The sequence below is a fragment of the uncultured Psychrobacter sp. genome (assembly GCF_947495825.1).
Lineage (GTDB): Bacteria > Pseudomonadota > Gammaproteobacteria > Pseudomonadales > Moraxellaceae > Psychrobacter.
Genome location: NZ_CANMAH010000010.1, coordinates 47,827 through 68,138 on the forward strand (window position 1 = coordinate 47,827; position 20,312 = coordinate 68,138).

General features: G+C 42.8%; 19 protein-coding genes. 10 read left to right on the top strand and 9 right to left on the bottom strand.

The annotated features are described in order from the left end of the window. Positions 1-27: 27 nt before the first annotated feature. Complete coding sequence (locus Q0895_RS11015) at positions 28-714, top strand: DUF3820 family protein (protein WP_299188878.1); 687 nt, start codon at positions 28-30, stop codon at positions 712-714. A gap of 31 nt (positions 715-745) precedes the next feature. Here the strand turns inward: Q0895_RS11015 and Q0895_RS11020 are convergent, their stop codons facing one another. Then, positions 746-1,723, bottom strand: a complete 978-nt coding sequence (locus Q0895_RS11020) for an alpha/beta fold hydrolase (RefSeq protein ID WP_299188880.1) — start codon at positions 1,721-1,723, stop codon at positions 746-748. Between the two features lie 433 nt (positions 1,724-2,156). Here Q0895_RS11020 and Q0895_RS11025 point away from each other — a divergent pair, with 433 nt between their 5' ends. Continuing rightward, positions 2,157-2,849: a TIGR00730 family Rossman fold protein gene (locus tag Q0895_RS11025; protein ID WP_299188881.1), complete on the top strand. Its 693-nt coding sequence runs from the start codon at positions 2,157-2,159 to the stop codon at positions 2,847-2,849. A gap of 152 nt (positions 2,850-3,001) precedes the next feature. Here the strand turns inward: Q0895_RS11025 and Q0895_RS11030 are convergent, their stop codons facing one another. Next, complete coding sequence (locus Q0895_RS11030; RefSeq protein ID WP_299188882.1) at positions 3,002-4,597, bottom strand: FAD-dependent oxidoreductase; 1,596 nt, start codon at positions 4,595-4,597, stop codon at positions 3,002-3,004. 589 nt (positions 4,598-5,186) lie between these two features. Here Q0895_RS11030 and Q0895_RS11035 point away from each other — a divergent pair. Together Q0895_RS11035 and Q0895_RS11040 are read left to right on the top strand one after the other, a co-directional pair. Then, positions 5,187-5,621, top strand: coding sequence for a hypothetical protein (locus tag Q0895_RS11035; protein WP_058369929.1), 435 nt, complete (start codon positions 5,187-5,189; stop codon positions 5,619-5,621). Between the two features lie 385 nt (positions 5,622-6,006). Next, complete coding sequence (locus Q0895_RS11040) at positions 6,007-6,285, top strand: type B 50S ribosomal protein L31 (RefSeq protein ID WP_299188885.1); 279 nt, start codon at positions 6,007-6,009, stop codon at positions 6,283-6,285. Between the two features lie 153 nt (positions 6,286-6,438). Here the strand turns inward: Q0895_RS11040 and Q0895_RS11045 are convergent, their stop codons facing one another. From Q0895_RS11045 to Q0895_RS11065, 5 genes are all read right to left on the bottom strand, one after another. Next, positions 6,439-7,299: an SGNH/GDSL hydrolase family protein gene (locus tag Q0895_RS11045; protein WP_299188888.1), complete on the bottom strand. Its 861-nt coding sequence runs from the start codon at positions 7,297-7,299 to the stop codon at positions 6,439-6,441. Continuing rightward, positions 7,293-8,690 (bottom strand): nicotinate phosphoribosyltransferase, encoded by a 1,398-nt coding sequence (locus Q0895_RS11050; RefSeq protein WP_299188890.1) that lies wholly within the window; start codon positions 8,688-8,690, stop codon positions 7,293-7,295. Before Q0895_RS11050 ends, Q0895_RS11045 begins: the two co-directional genes overlap by 7 nt. 209 nt (positions 8,691-8,899) lie before the next feature. Next, positions 8,900-9,952: a bifunctional nicotinamide-nucleotide adenylyltransferase/Nudix hydroxylase gene (locus tag Q0895_RS11055; RefSeq protein WP_299188892.1), complete on the bottom strand. Its 1,053-nt coding sequence runs from the start codon at positions 9,950-9,952 to the stop codon at positions 8,900-8,902. Positions 9,953-10,166: 214 nt separating this feature from the next. Continuing rightward, positions 10,167-10,796, bottom strand: coding sequence for a glutathione S-transferase (locus Q0895_RS11060; RefSeq protein ID WP_299188894.1), 630 nt, complete (start codon positions 10,794-10,796; stop codon positions 10,167-10,169). 144 nt (positions 10,797-10,940) lie between these two features. Further along, positions 10,941-11,948 carry an alpha/beta fold hydrolase gene (locus Q0895_RS11065; RefSeq protein ID WP_299188896.1) on the bottom strand — a complete coding sequence of 336 codons (1,008 nt, stop codon included), beginning with the start codon at positions 11,946-11,948 and terminating at the stop codon, positions 10,941-10,943. 532 nt (positions 11,949-12,480) lie between these two features. Between Q0895_RS11065 and nfuA the strand changes: the two genes are divergently transcribed. After that, entirely contained in the window at positions 12,481-13,164 is a 684-nt protein-coding gene (gene nfuA, locus Q0895_RS11070) for a Fe-S biogenesis protein NfuA (protein ID WP_299188898.1), read from the top strand. A 246-nt stretch (positions 13,165-13,410) separates the two neighbouring features. Further along, positions 13,411-14,739 carry an aminotransferase class I/II-fold pyridoxal phosphate-dependent enzyme gene (locus Q0895_RS11075; protein WP_299188899.1) on the top strand — a complete coding sequence of 443 codons (1,329 nt, stop codon included), beginning with the start codon at positions 13,411-13,413 and terminating at the stop codon, positions 14,737-14,739. 104 nt (positions 14,740-14,843) lie between these two features. On the opposite strand, the gene Q0895_RS11080 is transcribed toward Q0895_RS11075, so the two are convergent. Beyond that, a complete protein-coding gene (locus tag Q0895_RS11080; protein WP_299188900.1) occupies positions 14,844-15,866 on the bottom strand; it encodes an adenosine kinase in 1,023 nt (340 codons plus the stop codon). 52 nt (positions 15,867-15,918) lie between these two features. Further along, a complete protein-coding gene (gene rsmI / locus Q0895_RS11085; RefSeq protein ID WP_299188902.1) occupies positions 15,919-16,854 on the bottom strand; it encodes a 16S rRNA (cytidine(1402)-2'-O)-methyltransferase in 936 nt (311 codons plus the stop codon). Positions 16,855-17,023: 169 nt separating this feature from the next. On the opposite strand from rsmI, the gene Q0895_RS11090 reads away from it, so the two are divergent. The 4 genes from Q0895_RS11090 to Q0895_RS11105 all read left to right on the top strand — a co-directional run bounded on the left by Q0895_RS11090 (position 17,024) and on the right by Q0895_RS11105 (position 20,305). Beyond that, positions 17,024-17,539 (top strand): YraN family protein, encoded by a 516-nt coding sequence (locus Q0895_RS11090; protein ID WP_299188904.1) that lies wholly within the window; start codon positions 17,024-17,026, stop codon positions 17,537-17,539. Between the two features lie 400 nt (positions 17,540-17,939). Then, positions 17,940-18,800 carry a BON domain-containing protein gene (locus tag Q0895_RS11095; RefSeq protein ID WP_299188905.1) on the top strand — a complete coding sequence of 287 codons (861 nt, stop codon included), beginning with the start codon at positions 17,940-17,942 and terminating at the stop codon, positions 18,798-18,800. Positions 18,801-18,909: 109 nt separating this feature from the next. After that, on the top strand, positions 18,910-19,899 hold the full coding sequence (locus tag Q0895_RS11100) for an alpha/beta hydrolase (protein ID WP_299188906.1): 990 nt from the start codon (positions 18,910-18,912) through the stop codon (positions 19,897-19,899). Between the two features lie 154 nt (positions 19,900-20,053). Then, positions 20,054-20,305 carry a BolA/IbaG family iron-sulfur metabolism protein gene (locus Q0895_RS11105; RefSeq protein WP_299188909.1) on the top strand — a complete coding sequence of 84 codons (252 nt, stop codon included), beginning with the start codon at positions 20,054-20,056 and terminating at the stop codon, positions 20,303-20,305. Positions 20,306-20,312 lie beyond the last annotated feature (7 nt).

Genomic DNA, 20,312 nt, shown 5'->3' on the forward strand with positions numbered 1-20,312 from the left:
GTGATTGACACTTATGACTGGCTCTTTATGACTGATACTGCGCTTATTATTGATACTGAAACTGATCAAGGTCGAGATCCACGACCTATCCAAGTTGCCACTATTAACGTGGCAAATGGGTTTGAGTGGATGAAATACTTTAACAGTGGCCGTCCTATATCACCAATTGTGATCAAAGTTCATGGCATTACCGATGTTGATGTGGCTGGACTTGAGCGTTTTGAGCTAAATGAATTTGACTTACCGCAGTATCTGATTGGCCATAATGTACGCTTTGATTGGCGAGTGATTGGTAGGCCGTCTGCTAAGCTAATTTGTACCGTGCGACTGGCGCGCATCGCGTTTCCAGAATGGCGCTATTATGGGCAGTCCAAATGTATTGAGCAGTTATTGGGACAAGAGAAAGCTAGCAAAATGACCATCGCCGCGCATGATGCACTAGGTGATGCACGCATGTGCTATTTACTCTACCAAGCTTGCTGTGAGCGTTTGCAAATCAAGCCCACAGATTTTGAAGCGGCACATAAGATTTCGAATACTGCCAATCCAGTCGCGAAGATGCCATTTGGTAAGTATAAAGGTCGACTTATCAAAGAAGTACCCATTGGCTATGTTAAGTGGATGCTGGGTAATATTCATAACATGACACCTTCATTACATTCTGCTTTGACTAAGCGGCTCAAGACAGAAGAGGCTGACAGCATCAAGGAGTGAATGAGCGGTTTGAATATAAGATGCATTATACTTATTGTGATCGCTCGTTTAACCAATCAACTGCCATTTGCCACAGCTTAGGAGCTTTAGCATTGGTTCTACTACTAAAATAGCGCATGTGTCCAATGCTGTTTAAGTCAAAGCCTTTAGGGTCGAGGACGCGTTTTTCTACTGGCATCTTAGTAAATACGCGAATCATATCGTCCATGTTTTTGCTATTGGCAATATCATCATCGCTAAAGCCGAGCCACAATGCTGGCATGCTCAGCTCATCATAGAAATGCGTGTGTACGCTTTTACCAAAGGCGGTCTTGATATAGCCTGCGCCATTGCACCACTCGCGCCATTGACGCGCCACGCCGCGCGGTAGTGGTTGGCCCATACCAATTTTATCAGCTGGGGTGTAGCCTAAAGTCAGGTTGGTGAGAGGGATAAAGGCATCCATAAAACCCATGGCCTTGAGCTTATAAGGCATGTCCATATTTTTAATGCATCCTGATGAACAGGCGACATTAAAAACTGAAGCGATAGAAGTATGGTTGGGCATAAGGCCAATTAGCTGACCGCCCGCGCTATGGCCAATCAGATGATAAGTGGCATTGCCAAACTCATCTTGCAAGGCGTCAAGGACGGCTGGCATATCGTGTCGTCCCCAACTGATGAGGGAGGCGTCGCATTTGGTCAAATCGGTCGTCAGTGACTCACCAATACCTTCATTATCAAAGGTCAACACCCCAAAACCTTGCTCTGCTAAAAAGGACGCAAACTTGTGATAAAACTGGCGTTTGATACCGGTCGCTGGCGCGATCATCACAGCTGTTTTTACAGAAGTTTTGGGACGATAAATGGTCGCTGCTAATGCTCGATTGCGATCAGATATGATGGTCAACGCATAAGTATCGATACTCACAATCTCAGTATTTAGTTGAGTATTAGTTGCATTATCAAGATGAATGGCAGATATATTGTCTTGCTGATTTGTAGAAAATGGTGATTGGTTGTGATGCATTGTCATACCTTATGATGTGTATCAATAAGCAATCGTTATCGATAGATTGTACACTGTAAATGTTGGCGTACTTGTAAACAAAGCTTACTCCTACCAAGATTGGTAAATTATCTTAAGGATAAGAGGTTGTTATTATGCGTTAGCATGGCTTATGTTAAGATGAAAGCTGGTGAGATAAATGCTTGCTTGAACATCTTTATTTAACATGATCCTTTACCGCTTGTGTATTCTAAAACCCGAAAATAGACGTAAAACCAATTTATGTTTATTATGCGTAATTAAGATCATGCTGACAACACTCTATCTATAATGCAAAAACAACACACTTAGTATCAGCTGCAAGCAGGCTGTTTGTTCAAACCACACAATTATTAAAACAGTTTAATGTAGTTATACATATAAATAACAATCCATACAAAATTAGGGGCATTTTATGCAAATGAAAATTAATAATGACACTTATGAAGTACTAACCAGCCAAGATATTGCTCATATCGAAAAGGCGGTAGATAAATCGACGTTAGCTATGCCATTAGTCGCAGTCTACTGCGGTTCGCGTTTGGGTAATAGTGATGTCTATGAGCAAGCAGCCCGTGAGCTGGGTCAAGCGTTAGCAAAAAATGGTATGGGCTTGGTTTATGGCGGCGCAAGTATTGGTCTTATGGGCGCAGTGGCTGACGAAGTTATCAAAGGCGAGGCACAAGCTGTCGGTGTGATTCCAACGTTTATGCTCAAACACGAAATTGCCCATGACCAGCTCACCCGGCTGCACCTGACCGATACGATGCATACACGTAAAACAGTCATGGCAGAGTACGCGGATGCTTTTATCACCTTACCAGGCGGGCTTGGAACGCTAGAGGAGATAATGGAGATTGCCACATGGCGTCAGCTGTATCAGCATGAAAAGCCGATGATTATTCTCAATATTAATGGTTTTTATGATCGTATGATTGAGCATTTAAAATATACCGCTGAGCAAGGCTTTATGAAGCAGCAAGATCTCGATCGTTTGGTGGTTTGCAACACTATCAACGAAGCAATCGACTTGCTACAGACACTAGTAACGATAGAAGATGCCGTTGATACAGAAAAAATGGCTGGGAATGAGAGTCAAGTATTATAAAATCAATTAACAAGTAGGGTTGTCAATAGCTACATTTACCATCAGTCATCGTGAGTAGCTATTGAGTAAGACAAAAAAGGAGCAGTTAACCAATCTTTGGTCATCTGCTCCTATTTTTATACTTTTTTAGCTGTATTATTTAGCGCCACATGTTAAATGTTGTTAGCTGCCAAATTTGCCAAAGTTGCTTCGCGAATACTGCGATTGACACCAGCCATAGCTTGAGGGAACCCACGCTCTTCAGCCAATTCTCGTGCCACATTATCAACAGCCGTACTGTCGTTGTGCACAAGATAAGTCCATTCGTGCGCATAACGACTGCGGTTCTCAGCAGTATCGTTTGCCACTAAGCCGATCTGCGTTAATTCATGGACGATCTGATCAGCTGCAATCAAGGTTGAGGATGCTTTAACGTTTTCTGCGCGCGCGTAGCGTATATTAGAATATAAGCTCACATCAGCGACACGTAACGTATCATCTTTACCTGGAATCTGCTGCCCTCCATATAACGCGTTACCAATGGTACGTGCACTATGAAACGTCGGTACAAACTCAGCCACATATTCAATCGCTTGCTGGCTACGTGCTTGTAGTGGCGCTTTGTCCCAGCCATCTTCGATATAATGTACATATTGCTGCGGCAGCCTAGGTTGGGCGCTACCTTTATCGGAGGCGACTAAGCCATCATTGAATAAAGTAATCGCCTTACTCATACCATGAATTTGAAAGTAACCGTCTGGATAAGGCGTAAGCTGTGCCATACCTTCTGGCGTGCCTCGATTACCATAGACAATAATCTCTGGTATCTGACCGCCTGCATCATCCCAATGTGTGATATACGAGGATTTAAATTCAACCATACGTGTGACTTTTACACCGACCATATCATCGATAACCCCAGTACGAAAACCGCAAGCATTGACCAAATAATCGACTTCGACAGACTCCGTTTGTGATGCGTGGGCTTGCTGGTAATCAATACGCCACTTGGTAACATGATGATCGGCGTTCGAACAATTCTCACAATCAACTGGCATGACTTGCTCGACTTGTGTATCAGTAAACACATGAGCATGATTGTATTCTTCTAATGCCAGCTGCGCAGAAGCTGCTAAACGAAAAATGTTCCAGCCGTACTCTTGCACGACAATCAATGGAAACTTAACTTTATTTAAGTCCAAATATTTAGCAACGGGTATCATCCATTCATCAACTGTATCTGGCACTGCAACTTGTTCTCGTTCAGAAAGCTCAAGCATTTTTTCATGGCTATAGAGTTGATAGTAGTTTTCAGGCTCGCCCAATACTTTATTATTAGTATCTTGCGCGATAAGCTCACGATAAGCGTCCGTTAAAATATCAAGACGCGGTAGCAAGTCCTCAGGTAGTCCTTCGTCACGTGTAGGCACTGCAAATACAGTCGGACGTACATCAATGGTATAAGGATAAAGGCGTAAAATATCGATACATTGTTTAAGGAGTGCAACGCAGTCTTCATCAGGTATTTCGCGGTATAAGTTGCCACCAGCATGCAAATGGCACATTGGCGGGCCATCAATCAGAGATTTTTTCTTTTCAAATAAGTAAGTTTCAAGTCCTAAAGCAGCGAGACGAATAGCTATCGTCGCTCCTGCTGTACCGCCGCCTAAGATACCTACACGTTTAGCAGGGATATCGGGCTTCGCTGTCTGAGATAAAGTATCATGTAGGACTAATTGTGATTGATCTTTAATAAAAGTTTGAGTCATTGTCGTTGTCGTATCCTTAATAGCATCAGCCTAAGACTGTACTCCGCGTATTCATTAAAATCTTATTGTAAATATCTGTTTAAACGTATTGTATATATCGATATGCGTGCGCCAGCCGCTAAGTTCAATGTATATAAAAAGTCGTGATAGTCATACCTTTAACTGTTTAGTAATACTTATATTTTGTGCTGTCATTTTACGAAAATCTGCAATTAATATGACGGTGAATACGTAATTTGATGCATTAGTTTTGTCAACAAACAATGATGGAAAGTATGGTTTAGACAAGGCATGTTAGTTAAGCAGTTAATATTAGAACTTCATTAGGGAGCATGCGTCATTTCTCAAGCCAGTAAAAAATGACGAAGTTTAATGAGTTTGTAAACTTGATAGGCTTTTGTAAAATTATATTTTAATGGAAACGACAGGTTTACAGCGTATGCTATATTAAAACGCTTGCAGTCAGATTTAGACGTATATTGTTTGGTTGAAGGCATAGCTAAACAAGTACTAAGATAAAAAGACCACAAGTAAAAACAAATATATAAATCTAAACCGAACATTATCTTTTAATTACAAGGAAGTCGTTATGAAAAATATTCTTATGCTATCAGCGTTGACAGGTGTTTTGACGCTCACAGGTTGCTCTACGTTAAACAACGTATTTGGCAATGACACATCAGGTATGCACGATGTGCAAGCGACGAGTAATAATACCGCACCAGTCGCTAGTAAAAACGGTATGCTAGTTGATGCGACCAACCATATGACCTTATACACTTTTGATAAAGATTCAATGAATAAATCAGAATGTGGTAGCGCGTGCTTGGTAGCTTGGCCTGCATTTATGGCACCTAGTAATGCCAAGGCCTCTGGCCAATTTGCTGCTTTTCAACGCGAAGATGGCAAATACCAATGGGCCATGAATGGTAAACCATTATATTTTTATGCCAATGATACCAAAGTTGGTGACAAAGATGGCGACAACAAGCTTGGTGTTTGGCATATTGTGCCAACTAAATAAAGTATAAAGCCATAATATTGAATAAAAAAGGCAGCTATCGTCATGGCTGCCTTTTTTATAGCATGCTTGCTAAGTACGGTGAGACGTCAAAGTAGATTATAAACAGTTAAATGCATTTTGCTTTTTCTATCAGCGTTGCTAGTAACCTAAAGGCCGATGATTTAGCTTACACGCAGCTTGCGTCAAACGCCAAAAACCGTTAAAATCGCGGTTTAATTTTCCCGCTGGGGAAGGCTAAGAGAGCAGAAATGTGGTGTTGAGTGCTGGAATAAGCCAGTGACGCAGTTGCCAGATTTGCATATGTCCTTAGTGCCTCAGTTACGTATGCCATCATCTGACAATTGGTCGATGATATTGAGCATACATCGGACATAGAGAGCTTATTATGCGTAAAGATATCCATCCTGATTACCAAGAAGTTTTGTTCCATGACACTAACGCTGACGTGTTCTTTTTAACGCGTTCAACGGCTAAGACTAAAGCCACTCGTGAGTATGAAGGCAAAGAATACCCATACTATCCACTTGATATTTCAAGTGCATCGCATCCTTTTTATACTGGTGAGCAGCGTAAAACTTCTACTGAAGGCCGTGTTGCAAGCTTCAACAAGCGCTTTGGCGCGTTTGGTGGCCGTAGTAAGAAAGCCGCTAGCTCTGCTGAATAATTTGCGCTTATTGCGTCAATTTATTTTGCTAAGCCATAAGAAACCGCTGATTTATCAGCGGTTTTTTTATGGTTTTTTAAAGTGCTTTATCAGTTCAAACCTTTAATAGTCATCCTTATTTTTAATGATTGCCTTTGATGACTGTGGTCGTCTTTATTTTGCACAACTGGCCTTATCAAAGGATGAGTCGAGCAGTTGAGCGATGAGCTCTGCCAACTGCTGCGCCCAATAACCATACGCTAAGCTACTGGGATGAAAGCCGTCGCTTGCAAACATGGCTATGCTATCAATAGGCTCGTTGGTGTGTTTTTCTGCCAGCAATTCAAAATCTGCTGCCATATGATGCACGCCGCTGTGCTGAGTACAAATACTCTGCAGTACTTGATCAAGCTTTGTGGCCTTTGCTCCAATAAAACTATTAAGCGGTGAAGGTAGGGCGGGCATCTGCGCCATCGGTGGTAGGCTTGAAAAGATAAGCTCGCATACACCAAATTTACGCTGAGCAATAGCGATGATTTGTTCAACCTGCTGTTGCCACTTTGAGATAGAAACATTGGATGTAGTGTCATTAACGCCGACACTCAAAACCATAATATCAACTGGCTGGTCAGGAGTAGGAAGGACATACAATCGACGCAGAATGTCGAAACTGGTATGCCCAGTTGTCGCCTGCAACTCCCAGTTTAGTACATCGAACTTATCGTTAATGACTGCTTGCTGCTGCAAAGCAGGGATCAACTTGCCAGCAAGCGCCTCTTGCTGAGTCAGACTACCGACCCCAGCTGCTGCCGAGTCACCAACGATCATTAAGCTCAGCGTTCTCGTAATCTCAGTGGCTGACATCTCGGCAGAGTCGCGTAATTGAGAGTCGCCTAATTGAATGTGACCATGTCTTTCGCCCTCTGGTTCAGGCAGACGCACGGTATCGCGTTTGACTTTGCGACCTTGATACAAGTAAATAGGAGCGAGCAAGACATCTTTTGCGATGGCAGATATTTTGAGAGAATTTACCATCCTGCGCGCTCCCGTATAAGAGTAAGATCGTCTTCTATGAGGAGTTTACCATCGACATAGACATCGCGTAGCAGGCTGTCTGCTCCAGCATTTAAATCATCAGCTTTTATGGTTTTTATCTGTCCGTTATCATCTTTTATTAGCGCTAAGCGGCCTTTTTTAGAGCGTTTAGAGTGACTGGTCACTGGATCTTTATAGATGTCTTTCCATACGCCATCGATACAGATGGCGCTGGCTTTCATCGCCCATTTCATCGTATCGCGATTGACCTGTTGCAAAAGGCCACCGCCCATACCAAAGGTAATATTCTCTGCGCTAAAGCCAGCCTTAATCACGACGTCAATGATTTTACCTAAACTTTGCGGGCTAATACCGTCACCTTGGATAATACGTACGTAATCAGGCAATACTTTATAGCCTTTGCTGTTAAGGGTCGTACCGAATCTTACTGCCAAACGCTCTAATGCCTCACGTACCACTTTGGTTGGCTCGCCACTGTCTGGTCGAATAACCAAGGTACCACCCATATCTTTGACATCGTCTTTTAATGCATCGCCCCAGATGTTATCAATGGCATTCCACAAATCATAGCTATCGGAGACGACTGAAAAAGCGTTGTCTTTGCCGCCAAACTGTTCAATCATATTGGCAAAAGCAGCGGTCTCTCCATCGCGGCCCCAAGCGGTCATAGTACTGTGTTCAGCGGCAGGAATGGAAAACGCTGGCATATCATTGCCCATTTGATACCAGCGACTAGCAGCAACCAAAGCGGCCATAGAGTCAGTACCAGCAAAATTAACCAGATGCGCTAAGCTACCAAGCGCCACCGACTCATGACTAGAAGCACCACGTGAGCCAAAATCATGCAAACGGAAAATGAGGGATTCTAAATTATCAGCAGACTCCTCTAACGCACGGCGTATAACCCCTTTGCAGTAATGTGACACGCTAGCGACGGTTGAGGGATACCAGATGGCGCGCAGCAGGGCAGTTTCGATATAGCTTGGTAACCAATAAAACTCAGGGTCAGTATTGATGATTTGGCAGACCACGTTGGATACAGGCACGATGCTGCCTTCAGGTACAGCTTCAATACGTAGAGGCAGATAGCCATCATGCTTATCGACCAGACGCTCCCAGCCAGCCCGATTAAACGTCAGACCGTGAGCATGAATCACGGTTTCGGCTTCATCGATATCTTGATGAGTAATGGGAGTGCTTAGGTACTCTTTAATAAAAGCTTGTAAGCCAAAAAACACCACCTCATAGTCACCACCGCGGGCTTCGATATAGCTGGATAGATACTCACTGCCAGCTGGGTATTGCACCCAATGTGAGGTTTTATAGCTATCGCTATTAAGAATGAGATTGTTCAAATTGCTGGTATACATCACAGAACTCCTCTGCTTTTAGATGTCGCAGCTGTTTTTTAAAGGACAGTTGCGACGGTTAGACCCTTGCCGTCTATCGGTACAGGCGCTAAAAGGTATGTTAAAACGATACGGTTATATTAAAACGATAAAATAATGTGCTAAATAGAACTATATAAACGTTTGGTGCTTAAGAATTTATATGTAATGAACTAAGCAGTCAACTAACGTTATAACCCTACCATCTTGGTGATGATTGCATAATGGTCTTCAAACATCATGGTGGCATCAAGCTCAGCGAGTGGTAGCCAAAAAGCGTGCGCAGCATCGTCGCCACCTTTGACTTTTGGCAGGCCTTTTGGATCGTTTTTTAGTTGAAAGTAAAAGGCTTGGGTAAGCGTGCGTCCGCGTGCGGAGCGGTAGGGGTCATCAAAAGTATGCTGACTGTGGCAGGAGCCGCGCAATACAGGCTCAGGGACTTTTAAGCGAGTTTCTTCACGTAGCTCACGAATGCAGGCGTCAAACAAGGTCTCTTTTGGATTAAGAAATCCGCCTGGCAGCGCCCAAAGTCCTCGTCCCGGCATGCTACGCCGCTCTACCAACAGTATGTGTCCTGACTGTACGACCAAGGCGTCAGCGGTCATAAATGTCGGTGGGTAAGGTGCAGACTCCCACTGTTTTTTATACTTATCAATAAAGCCCGCCTCCTCATGTAGCTGCTGATAGTGGCTCGTCTTTTTAAATTCGTTTAAGACTTTGCGAGTAGACTCAGGCGTGCGCTCAGGGGTAGGTGTTGCACCCATCAGGTAGCTATCGCGGATTGGGGTGGCAGACAAGTTATGATAATTTGGGACAGAAACCGACGCCCAGTTCGGAAACAACGATAAGTAATAAGAAGAGCTGTCTTTGGAGTGACCGATAAGACCAATATCAGCGTTTAGATCACCCGTGACAGATTTGACGCCTGCTTGCACATATTGTAGCCAGCGCGTGTCGTTATAGAGTGCATCATCTAAGCCCACACAATGTATACGGGCTGCTTCATCCGCAGAATAAGCGCCTTGAATCATAGCCGCACGCTCAGCGACGCTAAACGGATTGCGCAAGCTACGTGGCAAGTTGGCCGAACCGATCAACATAATCACTTCATCAGCTCGTTTTAAGGCTTCATCGATGACGGCTTTATGCCCACGGTGGAACGGCTGAAAGCGGCCAATAAATACCAGATAGCGGTAATGTTTGCTATCTTGCTGATCTAAATGTTGCTCTGATAAATCACTCATAGACACCGACTTCCTACTACTTATTTTTTTTGATTGAAAACAATTTAATGATGCCAATACTGACACAGCATAGGAGTTGCTGACAAGTATAAAGATGTTTAAGGACGAGTGATGAGCGATTTTAGCGTAGCCATATTATTATTTTGCAATGACAAAAGAAAAGCCCTTCTAAAAGATTAGAAGGGCTTTTTTAAAAGTTAATAGCTACAAAAAACTATAGCGAGCCGATTTTCTCTAAGCCTTGCTGTTCGATCACCGCTGTTAACCCATCATCTGCTTCGATACGTTTAACAAAGTCGTCAAGGTTTTTATAATCAGACATATCAATGTCAAACTTTTTCGCCCATGTCAAAGTCACATACAAATAAATATCAGCAGTACTCTTAGTGCCAGTCAGATAATCTCGTTTACCAAGTTGCTCATTGGGCAGTCTTAGCAGATGAGCAATGTTCTCTTTTGCTTTGGCTTTTAGCTTCTCTTGTGCTGACTCATCTTCGATGAAACCATCAGGCCCAAACAGTGGGGCAAATGCTTTGTGTAGATCAGCATTCAAAAACCCTAACCAATGCATAATCTGCGCTTGGTCAGCAGGCGACTCGTTTTTACCGAAAATATCGGCATCAGGATATGTGGCATCAATATAGGCTTGGGTAGCGATGTTTTGAGTAACGATTGTCTCGCCATCAACGATCGAAGGGACCACACCTTGTGGATTGATACGCAAATATTCTTCTGATTTGACTGAATCATGATCTAATATTTCAAGATCGTAATCAGCATCTGTCCATTCAAGCGCTGTATGTGGAACCACTGCACAGGTACCTGGGATCACATATAACTTCATAAAATACTCCTTTATGTATTTCTTTATAATTGTTTATCTATATCGTCTTATTAATAAAATAAGATTAATCAATCATATAGGCTTATTCAGTTATCTTATGTGAAGTTAATTTGATTAGATGTAATAGGGGCAACAAATAAACAATTACTTCGCATGCTTCTCAATCCATGCGACAACCGTGGGCCATATCTCTTTGGCAGCATTGCGGCTAATCATAATGCGGCTATGTGTATAATCGTCTAAATCCCCATGGCTGATTGAGTATTCACGAAACACGTTAGTAGGACTGTTAAAAGCATCAAAAAACAATTTACAGCCGCCAGTTGGTGAAATAAATTTATCGCCTCTAGCACTAATAGCATAAATCGGTGTGGTAATCATTGGCATATAATGACGATAATCAAAGCTGTCATCAGCATTTGTCACTTCATTCTCAGTACCTTTATTCACAGTACTTTTATCAATAATGTTTTTTGCAAACACATCTTGTTGAATATTACTTTGTTTAATAAAGCTGCTGTTAAAGTTCTTTTGTAGGTTCCAATCAAACCATTGATTCATCGTATAATAACTTTCGTTAACAGGACCCATTTTGAGCGTTTTTGCAGGGATGTAACCAAACAGCCGTGTGAATAATTTGGCTGCTAATATTTTGAGGTGGTTTTTAACATTCACGACCGCCCCGAACGCTTGGCAGGCAAACATAGTGATACTATTGATTTTATCAATATAGCGTGGATGTTGGATTAAAAACATGGTTAAGCCCACGCCGCCACCGCTATGAGTGACGCAGTGCAAGTTATCCAATGCCAATTCATCAAATAAATAATCAAAAGTCGCTTCAAAATCATAAGTCGCGACGGTTTCAAAGTTAAATTTATTTTTTGGTATCGAGCTATGTCCATGTCCGCGCCATTCCATAATGTAGCAGTGATGACCAAGACCAGCTAGATACTCAGCAATTTTTAGGCAGGTGTGTTTGTCTGAAAACGTACCATGGGTCAGCAATATATTTTGTGCTTTAGCTACAGCGTGGGCAGTGGCAATATTGCCATTAGTCGCATTGTTGTCCTTTACACTATCGATAACTTGCCAAACTGCAATTTGCTCACCGTCTTTAGTCGTCACTAAATGTAGCGTTTGTGTCATCATAAAGTTGTTCTCATTCAAATCTTTTGGCATAGATGCTACATAGGTACTAATAAACAGGCACTAAGGACTCTTAAAAGATATAACTAATAAGTAAACATCGTTGAGATAGTTTAATAAAGTATCAAAAATTGGAATCTTGCGCTTATTAGGGTTTTGCGTATTTTATTTTGTATATCATAAGAAGCTACCAACGCTTGATAATTAACAGCACAGTCTTAATATAGGCTATAACGCATACTATATTTTTTTGTATTATCACTAAGGCTTAACGACGTCTAGTTTTTAAATTCGATTATTCAAAAAACCAATCGCAACCATTTGTGACGGTCATAGTTAAATCATAGTGGCGCAGTCGGAATTATCATCTGAATGCGCTATAATAGTCGTTATAACTTTATTAAAACTGTAGTCAAACCAAGCTCATACAACGATACACTGCAGTGTTTAATAATCCACCTATTTTATTTATAAAATTCACGACACAGCAACTATGACAGACATAGCATTTGTGTCATAACGCATAGGAAACCTTATGAGTGAGCACAACCAAACTGCTGGTCAATTAGATCAGTCTACAGACTTTGAGTCAGCATTAGACACTGAACAAGCTGAGATTAAGAGCAATATTACGATTACCGAGTCAGCGCAAGGGTATTTGGCTGAGCTGCTTTCAAAGCAAGATACTGATGGCATCGGTGTACGTATATTCGTTGAGCATCCGGGTACACCGCGGGCAGAATGCTGTATGGCATACAATCAGCCAGGCGAAGAAGACAGCGCTGATTTGCGGTTCGATTACGAAGATTTTTCGGCCTTTATTGAAGGGGCATCAGTTCCTTATCTAGAGGATGCGGTCATCGATTATAATAAAGATCGTTTTGGCGGTCAGCTAACCTTCCGTGCGCCAAACTCAAAAGTGCCAAAAGTCGGTGCTGATGCCAGTGTTGAAGAGCGCATCAACTATATTTTGCAATCAGAGATAAACCCAGGCCTTGCTGCACATGGTGGTATGGTAGATCTGCTAGAGCTAATCGAAGAAGATGGCGTTGGCTTAACTGCAGTCCTAAAATTTGGTGGGGGTTGTCAAGGTTGTTCGGCCGTCGATATGACTTTGCGCCAAGGGGTTGAAGTACAGCTTAAGCAGCAAATACCAGAGCTGACTCAAGTAGTCGATGAGACAGACCATACTCATACTGAAAACGCCTACTACAAATAAGAGCAGTGCTGGCAATAAACGTGGTGCTGACAATGCTTCATAATCGTTAAAACAGCATGTATAAAGCATGTTGATTATATTACTTATGAATATTTGTCGTTAAACACTGAATAAATGGCTATTCTTTTAATAAAGAAGCTGGGTTATGATGAACTCAGCTTTTTTTATTGCTATGATTTGATAAATAGCTTGTTTAAAGATGATTTTTTATTCAATACGTTTTCAATTAATACTAAGGAGTATGTGATGAGTGATGGACAACCAGAGAATAATACCGACAACACCCTAAAGAATACCGCGCACTTAGAGACGCTTGCCATTCATGCTGGTTATACTGTTGAGCCAACGACCAAGTCAGTGGCAGTGCCTATTTATCATACCAGCTCCTATGCTTTTGATAATACGCAGCACGGGGCAGATTTATTTGACCTTAAGGTTGCAGGGAATATCTACACCCGTATTATGAATCCGACCAATGCGGTACTAGAGGAGCGCGTAGCAGCGCTTGAAGGCGGTATTGGCGCACTTGCGGTTGCCTCTGGTATGGCTGCCATCACTTATGCCATTCAAACCATCTGCGAGGCGGGCGACAATATCGTTGCAGTATCGACCCTATATGGTGGGACTTATAATCTGTTCGCTCATGCGTTACCGCGCCAAGGTATCGAAGTTCGCTTCTTTGACCACAAAGACCCTGAGGCTATCCATCATTTGATCGATGACAAAACCAAGATGGTCTTTGCTGAGAGTATCGGTAATCCGCTGGGCAATATCATCGATATTCAAGCGGTCAGTGATATCGCCCACGAGTATGGTGTGCCAGTGGTGATTGATAATACCGTGGCGACGCCAGCACTCTGCCGTCCGTTTGAGTTCGGTGCTGATATCGTGATTCATTCATTGACCAAATATATGAGCGGTACAGGTACTTCAATTGGCGGCGCTATCGTTGATGGTGGGAGCTTCGCTTGGGGCGATTACCCTGAGCGCTTTCCATTATTAAACACACCAGATGACAGTTACCACGGTGTAAACTTTGTAAAAGATGTGGGCGCAGCAGCTTTTATAGCTCGTGCTCGCGTTGCACCGCTACGCAATACTGGTGCAGCCTTAAGTCCCCTCAATGCTTTTAGTATCTTGCAAGGTATGGAGACGTTAAGTTTACGTATGGAGCGTCACGTACAAAATGCACAAGCCGTTGCTGAGTATCTGCGTGACCATGATGAGGTTGCTTGGGTGAAATATGCAGGCTTGCCTGAGCATCCTGAGCATAAGCTTGCTAAAAAGTATATGAAAGGCACACCATCTGCTATTTTAACCTTTGGAGTAAAAGGGGGTCTTGAAGCAGGGGCACGCTTTATTGATGCGTTACAGCTGATTACGCGCTTGGTCAATATCGGTGATGCGAAGTCTTTAGCCTGTCACCCAGCGACGACGACGCACCGCCAATTAAATGGTCAAGAGCTGGAGCAAGCGGGCGTTAGCGATGATATGGTACGTTTGTCTATCGGTATCGAACACATTGAGGATATAAAAGCAGATTTGGCTCAGGCATTAGCGTCAGCTTCTGTTTAAAGACAGTTTGCCACCCAAAAAGCCCATATCATGATGATATGGGCTTTTTTATTGATCTAACGGTATGGGTTCTATAGTGGACTAACAATGTCAAAAACGCTTATCTAGGCGACCAGCACTCGGCAAGCAATGTCTTTGTAGTCTTGAGAGTCGAGTCGCGGACCAAACTGTTGAATGACTTGACTGGCGACTTCGCTGGCAAGACGACCACATTCTGGCAAGCTATATTGCTGTGATAGAGCGTATAAAAATGCACCTGCATAGTTGTCGCCCGCGCCATTTGTATCGATTACATTGGCGACTTTGGGCGTCGGTATTTCATGAATAGTAATGTCACTGGTGTTTTCTTCAGACTTATGAGCGATGATTGCACCGTTAGCGCCATCAGTGACCACAGCAGTCTGACAGTATTCAAGCAGTGCACGTGCTGAGGCTTTGAGTTGTTTTTTTCCAGTAAACAGTCGGGCTTCTTCACTATTACAGAAAATCACGGCAACTTTATTACCCAGCATATTAAGTAAACCTTCTTTTGCAAACTTTACTACCGCTGGATCGGCAAAGCTAACCGCAATTTTGGCATTATGAATCCCTGCTTGTTGGCGGAGCTGGGTCATAGCTGGTTGAATGCTCTCAGACATTGCCAAGTAGCCTTCGAAATATAGCCAGTCTGATTGTGTTAACGCTTCAAAGTCAATATTGTCAGCAGTGATATCACTGGATGTACCAAGGTAGGTTTGCATCGTACGCTCACCGTCATGGGTGACAGCGACCACACAAGAGCCGGTCACACCGCCTTCATGTATCGACTTGGCTGAGGTGGCAACGCCTGCTTGATTTAAGTCTTTTAAATAAAATGTGCCTTGTGCATCATCACCTATACGGCAAGCATAAAAGGGTTTACCGCCTAGGCTTGCGAAAGTAAACATAGCGTTTGCAGCCGAGCCACCACCTGCTTGCTTTGATAGCTTGATGTTCGCCAGTTTCAAAAATGCCAACACTTGCTGCTGTTCATCAAGACCTGCTAGAGTCATATTGCCTTTGGTTAATTCGGTTTCTTCTAGTGCAGCATCGCTAAGCACAAACTCATAGTCAACCAAGGCATTACCTACCGCCATCACATCATACATGTATTATCTCTCCCTCTTTAATATTAAAATAAAATAGCGTTTCAATCGATTGCTAAGCTTGCAGCTCAAGAAGACGCTGATATAAGGCGTTCTTTTTGACACCCGTAATATCAGCAGCCAAAGACGCTGCTTTTTTGACGGACATATCCTCTAATAAACGCTGCAATAATTTGTCATGATCACTGATATCATTATCCTGCGCTACGCTAACCCCCGCGACGACCACAACCATCTCGCCACGTCGCTGATTGTCATCGGCTTTAACGAAATCAATAAGATCTCCAAGGGTCGTTTTATATACGGTCTCAAAGGTTTTGGTCAGCTCACGACAGTAAGTTACCTCGCGATCAGTACCGAATACGTCTGCCATATCTTCTAAACTCGCCACAATGCGATGCGGTGCTTCATAAAATATGAGTGTCTCAGGACGTGACTTCAACGCTGATAGCTGTTTTTGGCGACCATGCGTCTTTGCAGGCAAAAAGCCAATAAAGCTAAAGCGATCAGAAGGTAGTCCGGCGACTGACAGCGCGGCAATCGCAGCTGAGGCTCCGACAATAGGCGATACTTTGACATCAGCTGCATGCGCGGCTTGCACCAATTGATAGCCTGGATCACTCACCAGTGGCGTGCCTGCATCGCTAATCAAAGCAACCGAATGGCCTTGTTGAATCATCTCGATAATCTTGGGCGTTTGGATAGCACTGTTGTGCTCGTGATATGCCCATAGCTTATTGTGTCCGCGAGTTTTATTGTCTGCCTCAGCATCGTTGTTGTCAATTTTATTAACGGGCTTATCATTAGTATTGTCGCTTTTGGTCTCAATACCAAAATGCGCCAGTAGCTTCCCTGAGGTACGAGTATCTTCACAGGCAATAATGGCAACGTGTTTTAAGGTTTCAATTGCACGCGGTGTCATATCGCTCAAATTACCAATCGGAGTAGCGACGATATACAGACAGGCTGGCATCGCAGTAGGGGTAGACATGAAAACCTCGTGAATATGATGTTAAGTGCTAAAAAGTAGTTAGTTTATCATGTTGTGCTATGATAAATCCGAATTGACTGTTTTATGGTTACTTGTAGCGCGTCGAGCTAAATTTAATACAAATGATTTTACAGGTTCTGTTTATAAAAAAATGAAGAGAGTACACGTGATGGCTAAGCCAACTAACGGACATCGGCCGCTGACTTTGACGTCTCCTAAGCAGCGACAAGGGAGTGTGTTTGAGCAGCAAGCATGTCAATTTTTGCAGCAGCAGGGTTTAGAGCTTATCGCTCAAAATTGGCAACAACCAAAAATAGGTGAGCTTGATCTGGTGATGTTAGAAACAGGACAAGCGTGGTCGACGTTAGTATTTATTGAGGTGCGTCAGCGGTTACGTTCAAGCTTTGGTGATGCCGCACTTAGTGTAACCAAAGCTAAGCAGCGCAAGATTATCAAAACTGCCAAATACTTTTTGCAGCAATATCCTGAATATGCGCATTTTGAGTGCCGCTTCGATGTGATTGCTTATGACATTGAGCGCTCTATGAGCAGGACGGCTAAGCATGATAACTATAATGAGAACAACCATAACGAAAACAACCGTAAAGACTATCCGACTGAGCATTCAACAGCAGGGTATCAACCAGAGTGGCTTTTAGGTGCATTTATAGCGACGGCATGGTAGCGTATTGAATTTAGACACTATTTGGATTTAGAAACTATTAAAAACAGTCCTTAGTAAAATCTATATCTAATAAAGCCTGTATTTAGAAACATCTATAAGGCAGCTATCTAAAAGTACTAAAAGTAGCTATCCAACAAGTTACCGTTACCAAAAACCTAACCGCCAATTGTAAAAATTAAGTAAAGTATTTGGCACAGTGCTCAGAGCAAGGTAGAACATATCTATCTTTGTTATGCTTCATTATGATTGCGATTTTGTATGCAACAAGACTGATATAACAAACAATATTGCCCATAAAATCATTATAATGTTTACTTTATTTTGGCGACACAAATTTTGCCAAATGCTATTAAGTCCTATACTAAATTTTAAATACTGACTGTGTTTGATGAGGAAGATAATGACAAGGTTGTATACATTCAAATCCGTTTATAAAACACCACGTGTCACTATCAATCGTGCGATGATAGGCGCTATTTTAATGGCTAGCATGGTTAGTACAGGCTGTACGACCAATTACTTGACCAATAGCACGGAAGGGACTTATGGAGTGCCTGTAACGGAACGTACTATCCCTCAACGCTTGCTCGATCGTAGTATTGAGCACACAGCAAAGATTAATATCTATGGTTTACAAGAAGATCTACAAACCAATAGCCGGATAAGCATTGATAGCTTTTATAGTGAAGTCCTGCTTACTGGCGAGGTGCCAACAGAGGCGTTAAAGACCCAAATTGAAAAAGTAGTCGGCTCTATGCCTGATGTACGCCGTGTCTATAACGAGCTAAATGTCAGTGTCGCTAGAGGTTATAGCTCAACCGTACATGATGGTTATATCACATCAAAATTGATGGCCAAAGCTGCGGCTAATAATGCAGTCAAAGCGTCACAATTAAAAGCAGTGACTAATGATGGTGTGGTCTATATTATGGGTAGAGTGACACCCACACAGCAAAGCCATCTAATCGATATCGCCAACAGTACTGCTGGTATTACTGAATTGGTCTTACTAACGACAGTCGTAGACAATAGAGGTTTGCCTATTAATGAGGCAGATATTATGTCAGAAAGTGATCCTAAAAACGCTACTACAGTACAAGCAACTGGCGCAAAACCGATTATCAGAGAAGTTGAACCAACAAACTTCGTAAGCAATGTAGCATCTGCTCCCTCAGTAGCGGACGGCAATGCATTAGAAGCGGATAACCCGGCTGAACAACAATCTTCTAGCTCTTATGTTGATTTATACCAAAATCCATAAACTGCCTAGCGCGTCAAACAGAGCTATGGACTAGTCACAACTTTGGATCAAACATAATGTCAGCTAACTCATTGGTCACTGTAGACTGGCAATAACAAGGATAACAAAAATGAAGGGTTCAAATTTTGGTCATGCACAACAAGCGATGGATACGACGCAGTCCGCCAATGATATGTCTGCGCGCAAACCATCCAAAAATAAGCTAAAACTTGTAGGTGCTAGTATAGTAGCAGTAGGCGCTATTACGTTTGCCACCCAACAAGCTCAAGCGTTGTCAGCGCTGGCTGTGGTAAACGGTATCACGGCAAATGGAGGCGTGGGTGTCAGTAAAGACATATTATATGGTGATGAGCCATTACAAGACTTAGATATTTACTACCCAAAGCCGTTGGCACAGGCTATGAAGGTAGGGGACACTATCATTGATACTTATCCAATGGTTGTGTTCGTACATGGTGGCTCATGGGAGAGCGGTAGTAAAGAGGAATATGCGTTCATCGGCCAAAGCTTAGCACAAGCGGGTTACGTTACCGCAGTCATCAACTATCGAAAAGCCCCCGAACATGTGTATCCTGATTACGTTAAAGACACTGCGCAAGCAGTGGCATGGAGTATTAACAATGCATCAAGTATCCACGTTGACCCTAAGCGCGTCGCTGTCATTGGTCATTCTGCTGGCGCGTTCAATGCGGTAGCTGCCGTTTCTAATGAAGATTTTTTGACACCTTACGGTATAAAACCAAACGATATCGCTGCCGTTATCGGTATTGCCGGTCCCTATAGCTATGACTTTCGTAAGTTTGCCAGTGCGACTGCTTTTAGCGCAGATGACACGCCAGATGACGTGATGCCTGATCGCCAGATTAAGGGAATACAGCCGCCGTATTTATTATTGACTGCCGAAAAAGACGAGACCGTGCACGATATAAACACCATCAAAATGACTCAAGCATTACATGACCATGGTGCCAAGGTTGAAAATGGTCAGATTAAAGGCGCCAGTCATGCCACGAGTATCGGAGCGATGGCACCACCATTACGCTGGGTCAATAATGTACGGGCGCAAGTATTAACGTATCTAGACAAAACTTTGAAGTAAGTGTGCTAATAACTGTAGAGTTACCACTTATGCTTATGAGTAGAGAATACTGTAAGATGGTGAAACTCTTGTTATAATGTCGCCTTTAGATGAGATATAGCTTTCTTATATAGACCATACAAACGTTATTTTTAATATAATAATAGGATTTTTTATGAGCATGAACGCTGATGATTTGATTGCATTTTTACAGCAGCATTTTCCGGATGCTTTTATTCAAGCTGCCAATCAAGGCAATAAGTTTGATGTACGTGTCGTCGATGCCAGTTTTGAGGGCAAACGTGCGGTACAGCGTCAACAGGCTATTTATGGATTGGTAAATGATAAGATTGCCAGCGGTGACATCCACGCGCTCAATATCCAAGCATTAACGCCTGCTGAGTGGGAAGCACAGTCCCAAGGTTAAACGGTTC

What these genes read in the sequence shown, in the direction of transcription:
- nfuA (WP_299188898.1), top strand. Translation starts at nt 12,481, where the DNA reads ATGAGTGAGCACAACCAAACTGCTGGTCAATTAGATCAGTCTACAGAC.
- Q0895_RS11035 (WP_058369929.1), top strand. Translation starts at nt 5,187, where the DNA reads ATGAAAAATATTCTTATGCTATCAGCGTTGACAGGTGTTTTGACGCTC.
- Q0895_RS11095 (WP_299188905.1), top strand. Translation starts at nt 17,940, where the DNA reads ATGACAAGGTTGTATACATTCAAATCCGTTTATAAAACACCACGTGTC.
- Q0895_RS11020 (WP_299188880.1), bottom strand. Translation starts at nt 1,723, where the DNA reads ATGCATCACAACCAATCACCATTTTCTACAAATCAGCAAGACAATATA.
- Q0895_RS11065 (WP_299188896.1), bottom strand. Translation starts at nt 11,948, where the DNA reads ATGATGACACAAACGCTACATTTAGTGACGACTAAAGACGGTGAGCAA.
- Q0895_RS11105 (WP_299188909.1), top strand. Translation starts at nt 20,054, where the DNA reads ATGAGCATGAACGCTGATGATTTGATTGCATTTTTACAGCAGCATTTT.
- Q0895_RS11075 (WP_299188899.1), top strand. Translation starts at nt 13,411, where the DNA reads ATGAGTGATGGACAACCAGAGAATAATACCGACAACACCCTAAAGAAT.
- Q0895_RS11080 (WP_299188900.1), bottom strand. Translation starts at nt 15,866, where the DNA reads ATGTATGATGTGATGGCGGTAGGTAATGCCTTGGTTGACTATGAGTTT.
- rsmI (WP_299188902.1), bottom strand. Translation starts at nt 16,854, where the DNA reads ATGTCTACCCCTACTGCGATGCCAGCCTGTCTGTATATCGTCGCTACT.
- Q0895_RS11100 (WP_299188906.1), top strand. Translation starts at nt 18,910, where the DNA reads ATGAAGGGTTCAAATTTTGGTCATGCACAACAAGCGATGGATACGACG.
- Q0895_RS11030 (WP_299188882.1), bottom strand. Translation starts at nt 4,597, where the DNA reads ATGACTCAAACTTTTATTAAAGATCAATCACAATTAGTCCTACATGAT.
- Q0895_RS11045 (WP_299188888.1), bottom strand. Translation starts at nt 7,299, where the DNA reads ATGGTAAATTCTCTCAAAATATCTGCCATCGCAAAAGATGTCTTGCTC.
- Q0895_RS11015 (WP_299188878.1), top strand. Translation starts at nt 28, where the DNA reads ATGACTGATACTGCGCTTATTATTGATACTGAAACTGATCAAGGTCGA.
- Q0895_RS11055 (WP_299188892.1), bottom strand. Translation starts at nt 9,952, where the DNA reads ATGAGTGATTTATCAGAGCAACATTTAGATCAGCAAGATAGCAAACAT.
- Q0895_RS11090 (WP_299188904.1), top strand. Translation starts at nt 17,024, where the DNA reads ATGGCTAAGCCAACTAACGGACATCGGCCGCTGACTTTGACGTCTCCT.
- Q0895_RS11060 (WP_299188894.1), bottom strand. Translation starts at nt 10,796, where the DNA reads ATGAAGTTATATGTGATCCCAGGTACCTGTGCAGTGGTTCCACATACA.
- Q0895_RS11025 (WP_299188881.1), top strand. Translation starts at nt 2,157, where the DNA reads ATGCAAATGAAAATTAATAATGACACTTATGAAGTACTAACCAGCCAA.
- Q0895_RS11040 (WP_299188885.1), top strand. Translation starts at nt 6,007, where the DNA reads ATGCGTAAAGATATCCATCCTGATTACCAAGAAGTTTTGTTCCATGAC.
- Q0895_RS11050 (WP_299188890.1), bottom strand. Translation starts at nt 8,690, where the DNA reads ATGTATACCAGCAATTTGAACAATCTCATTCTTAATAGCGATAGCTAT.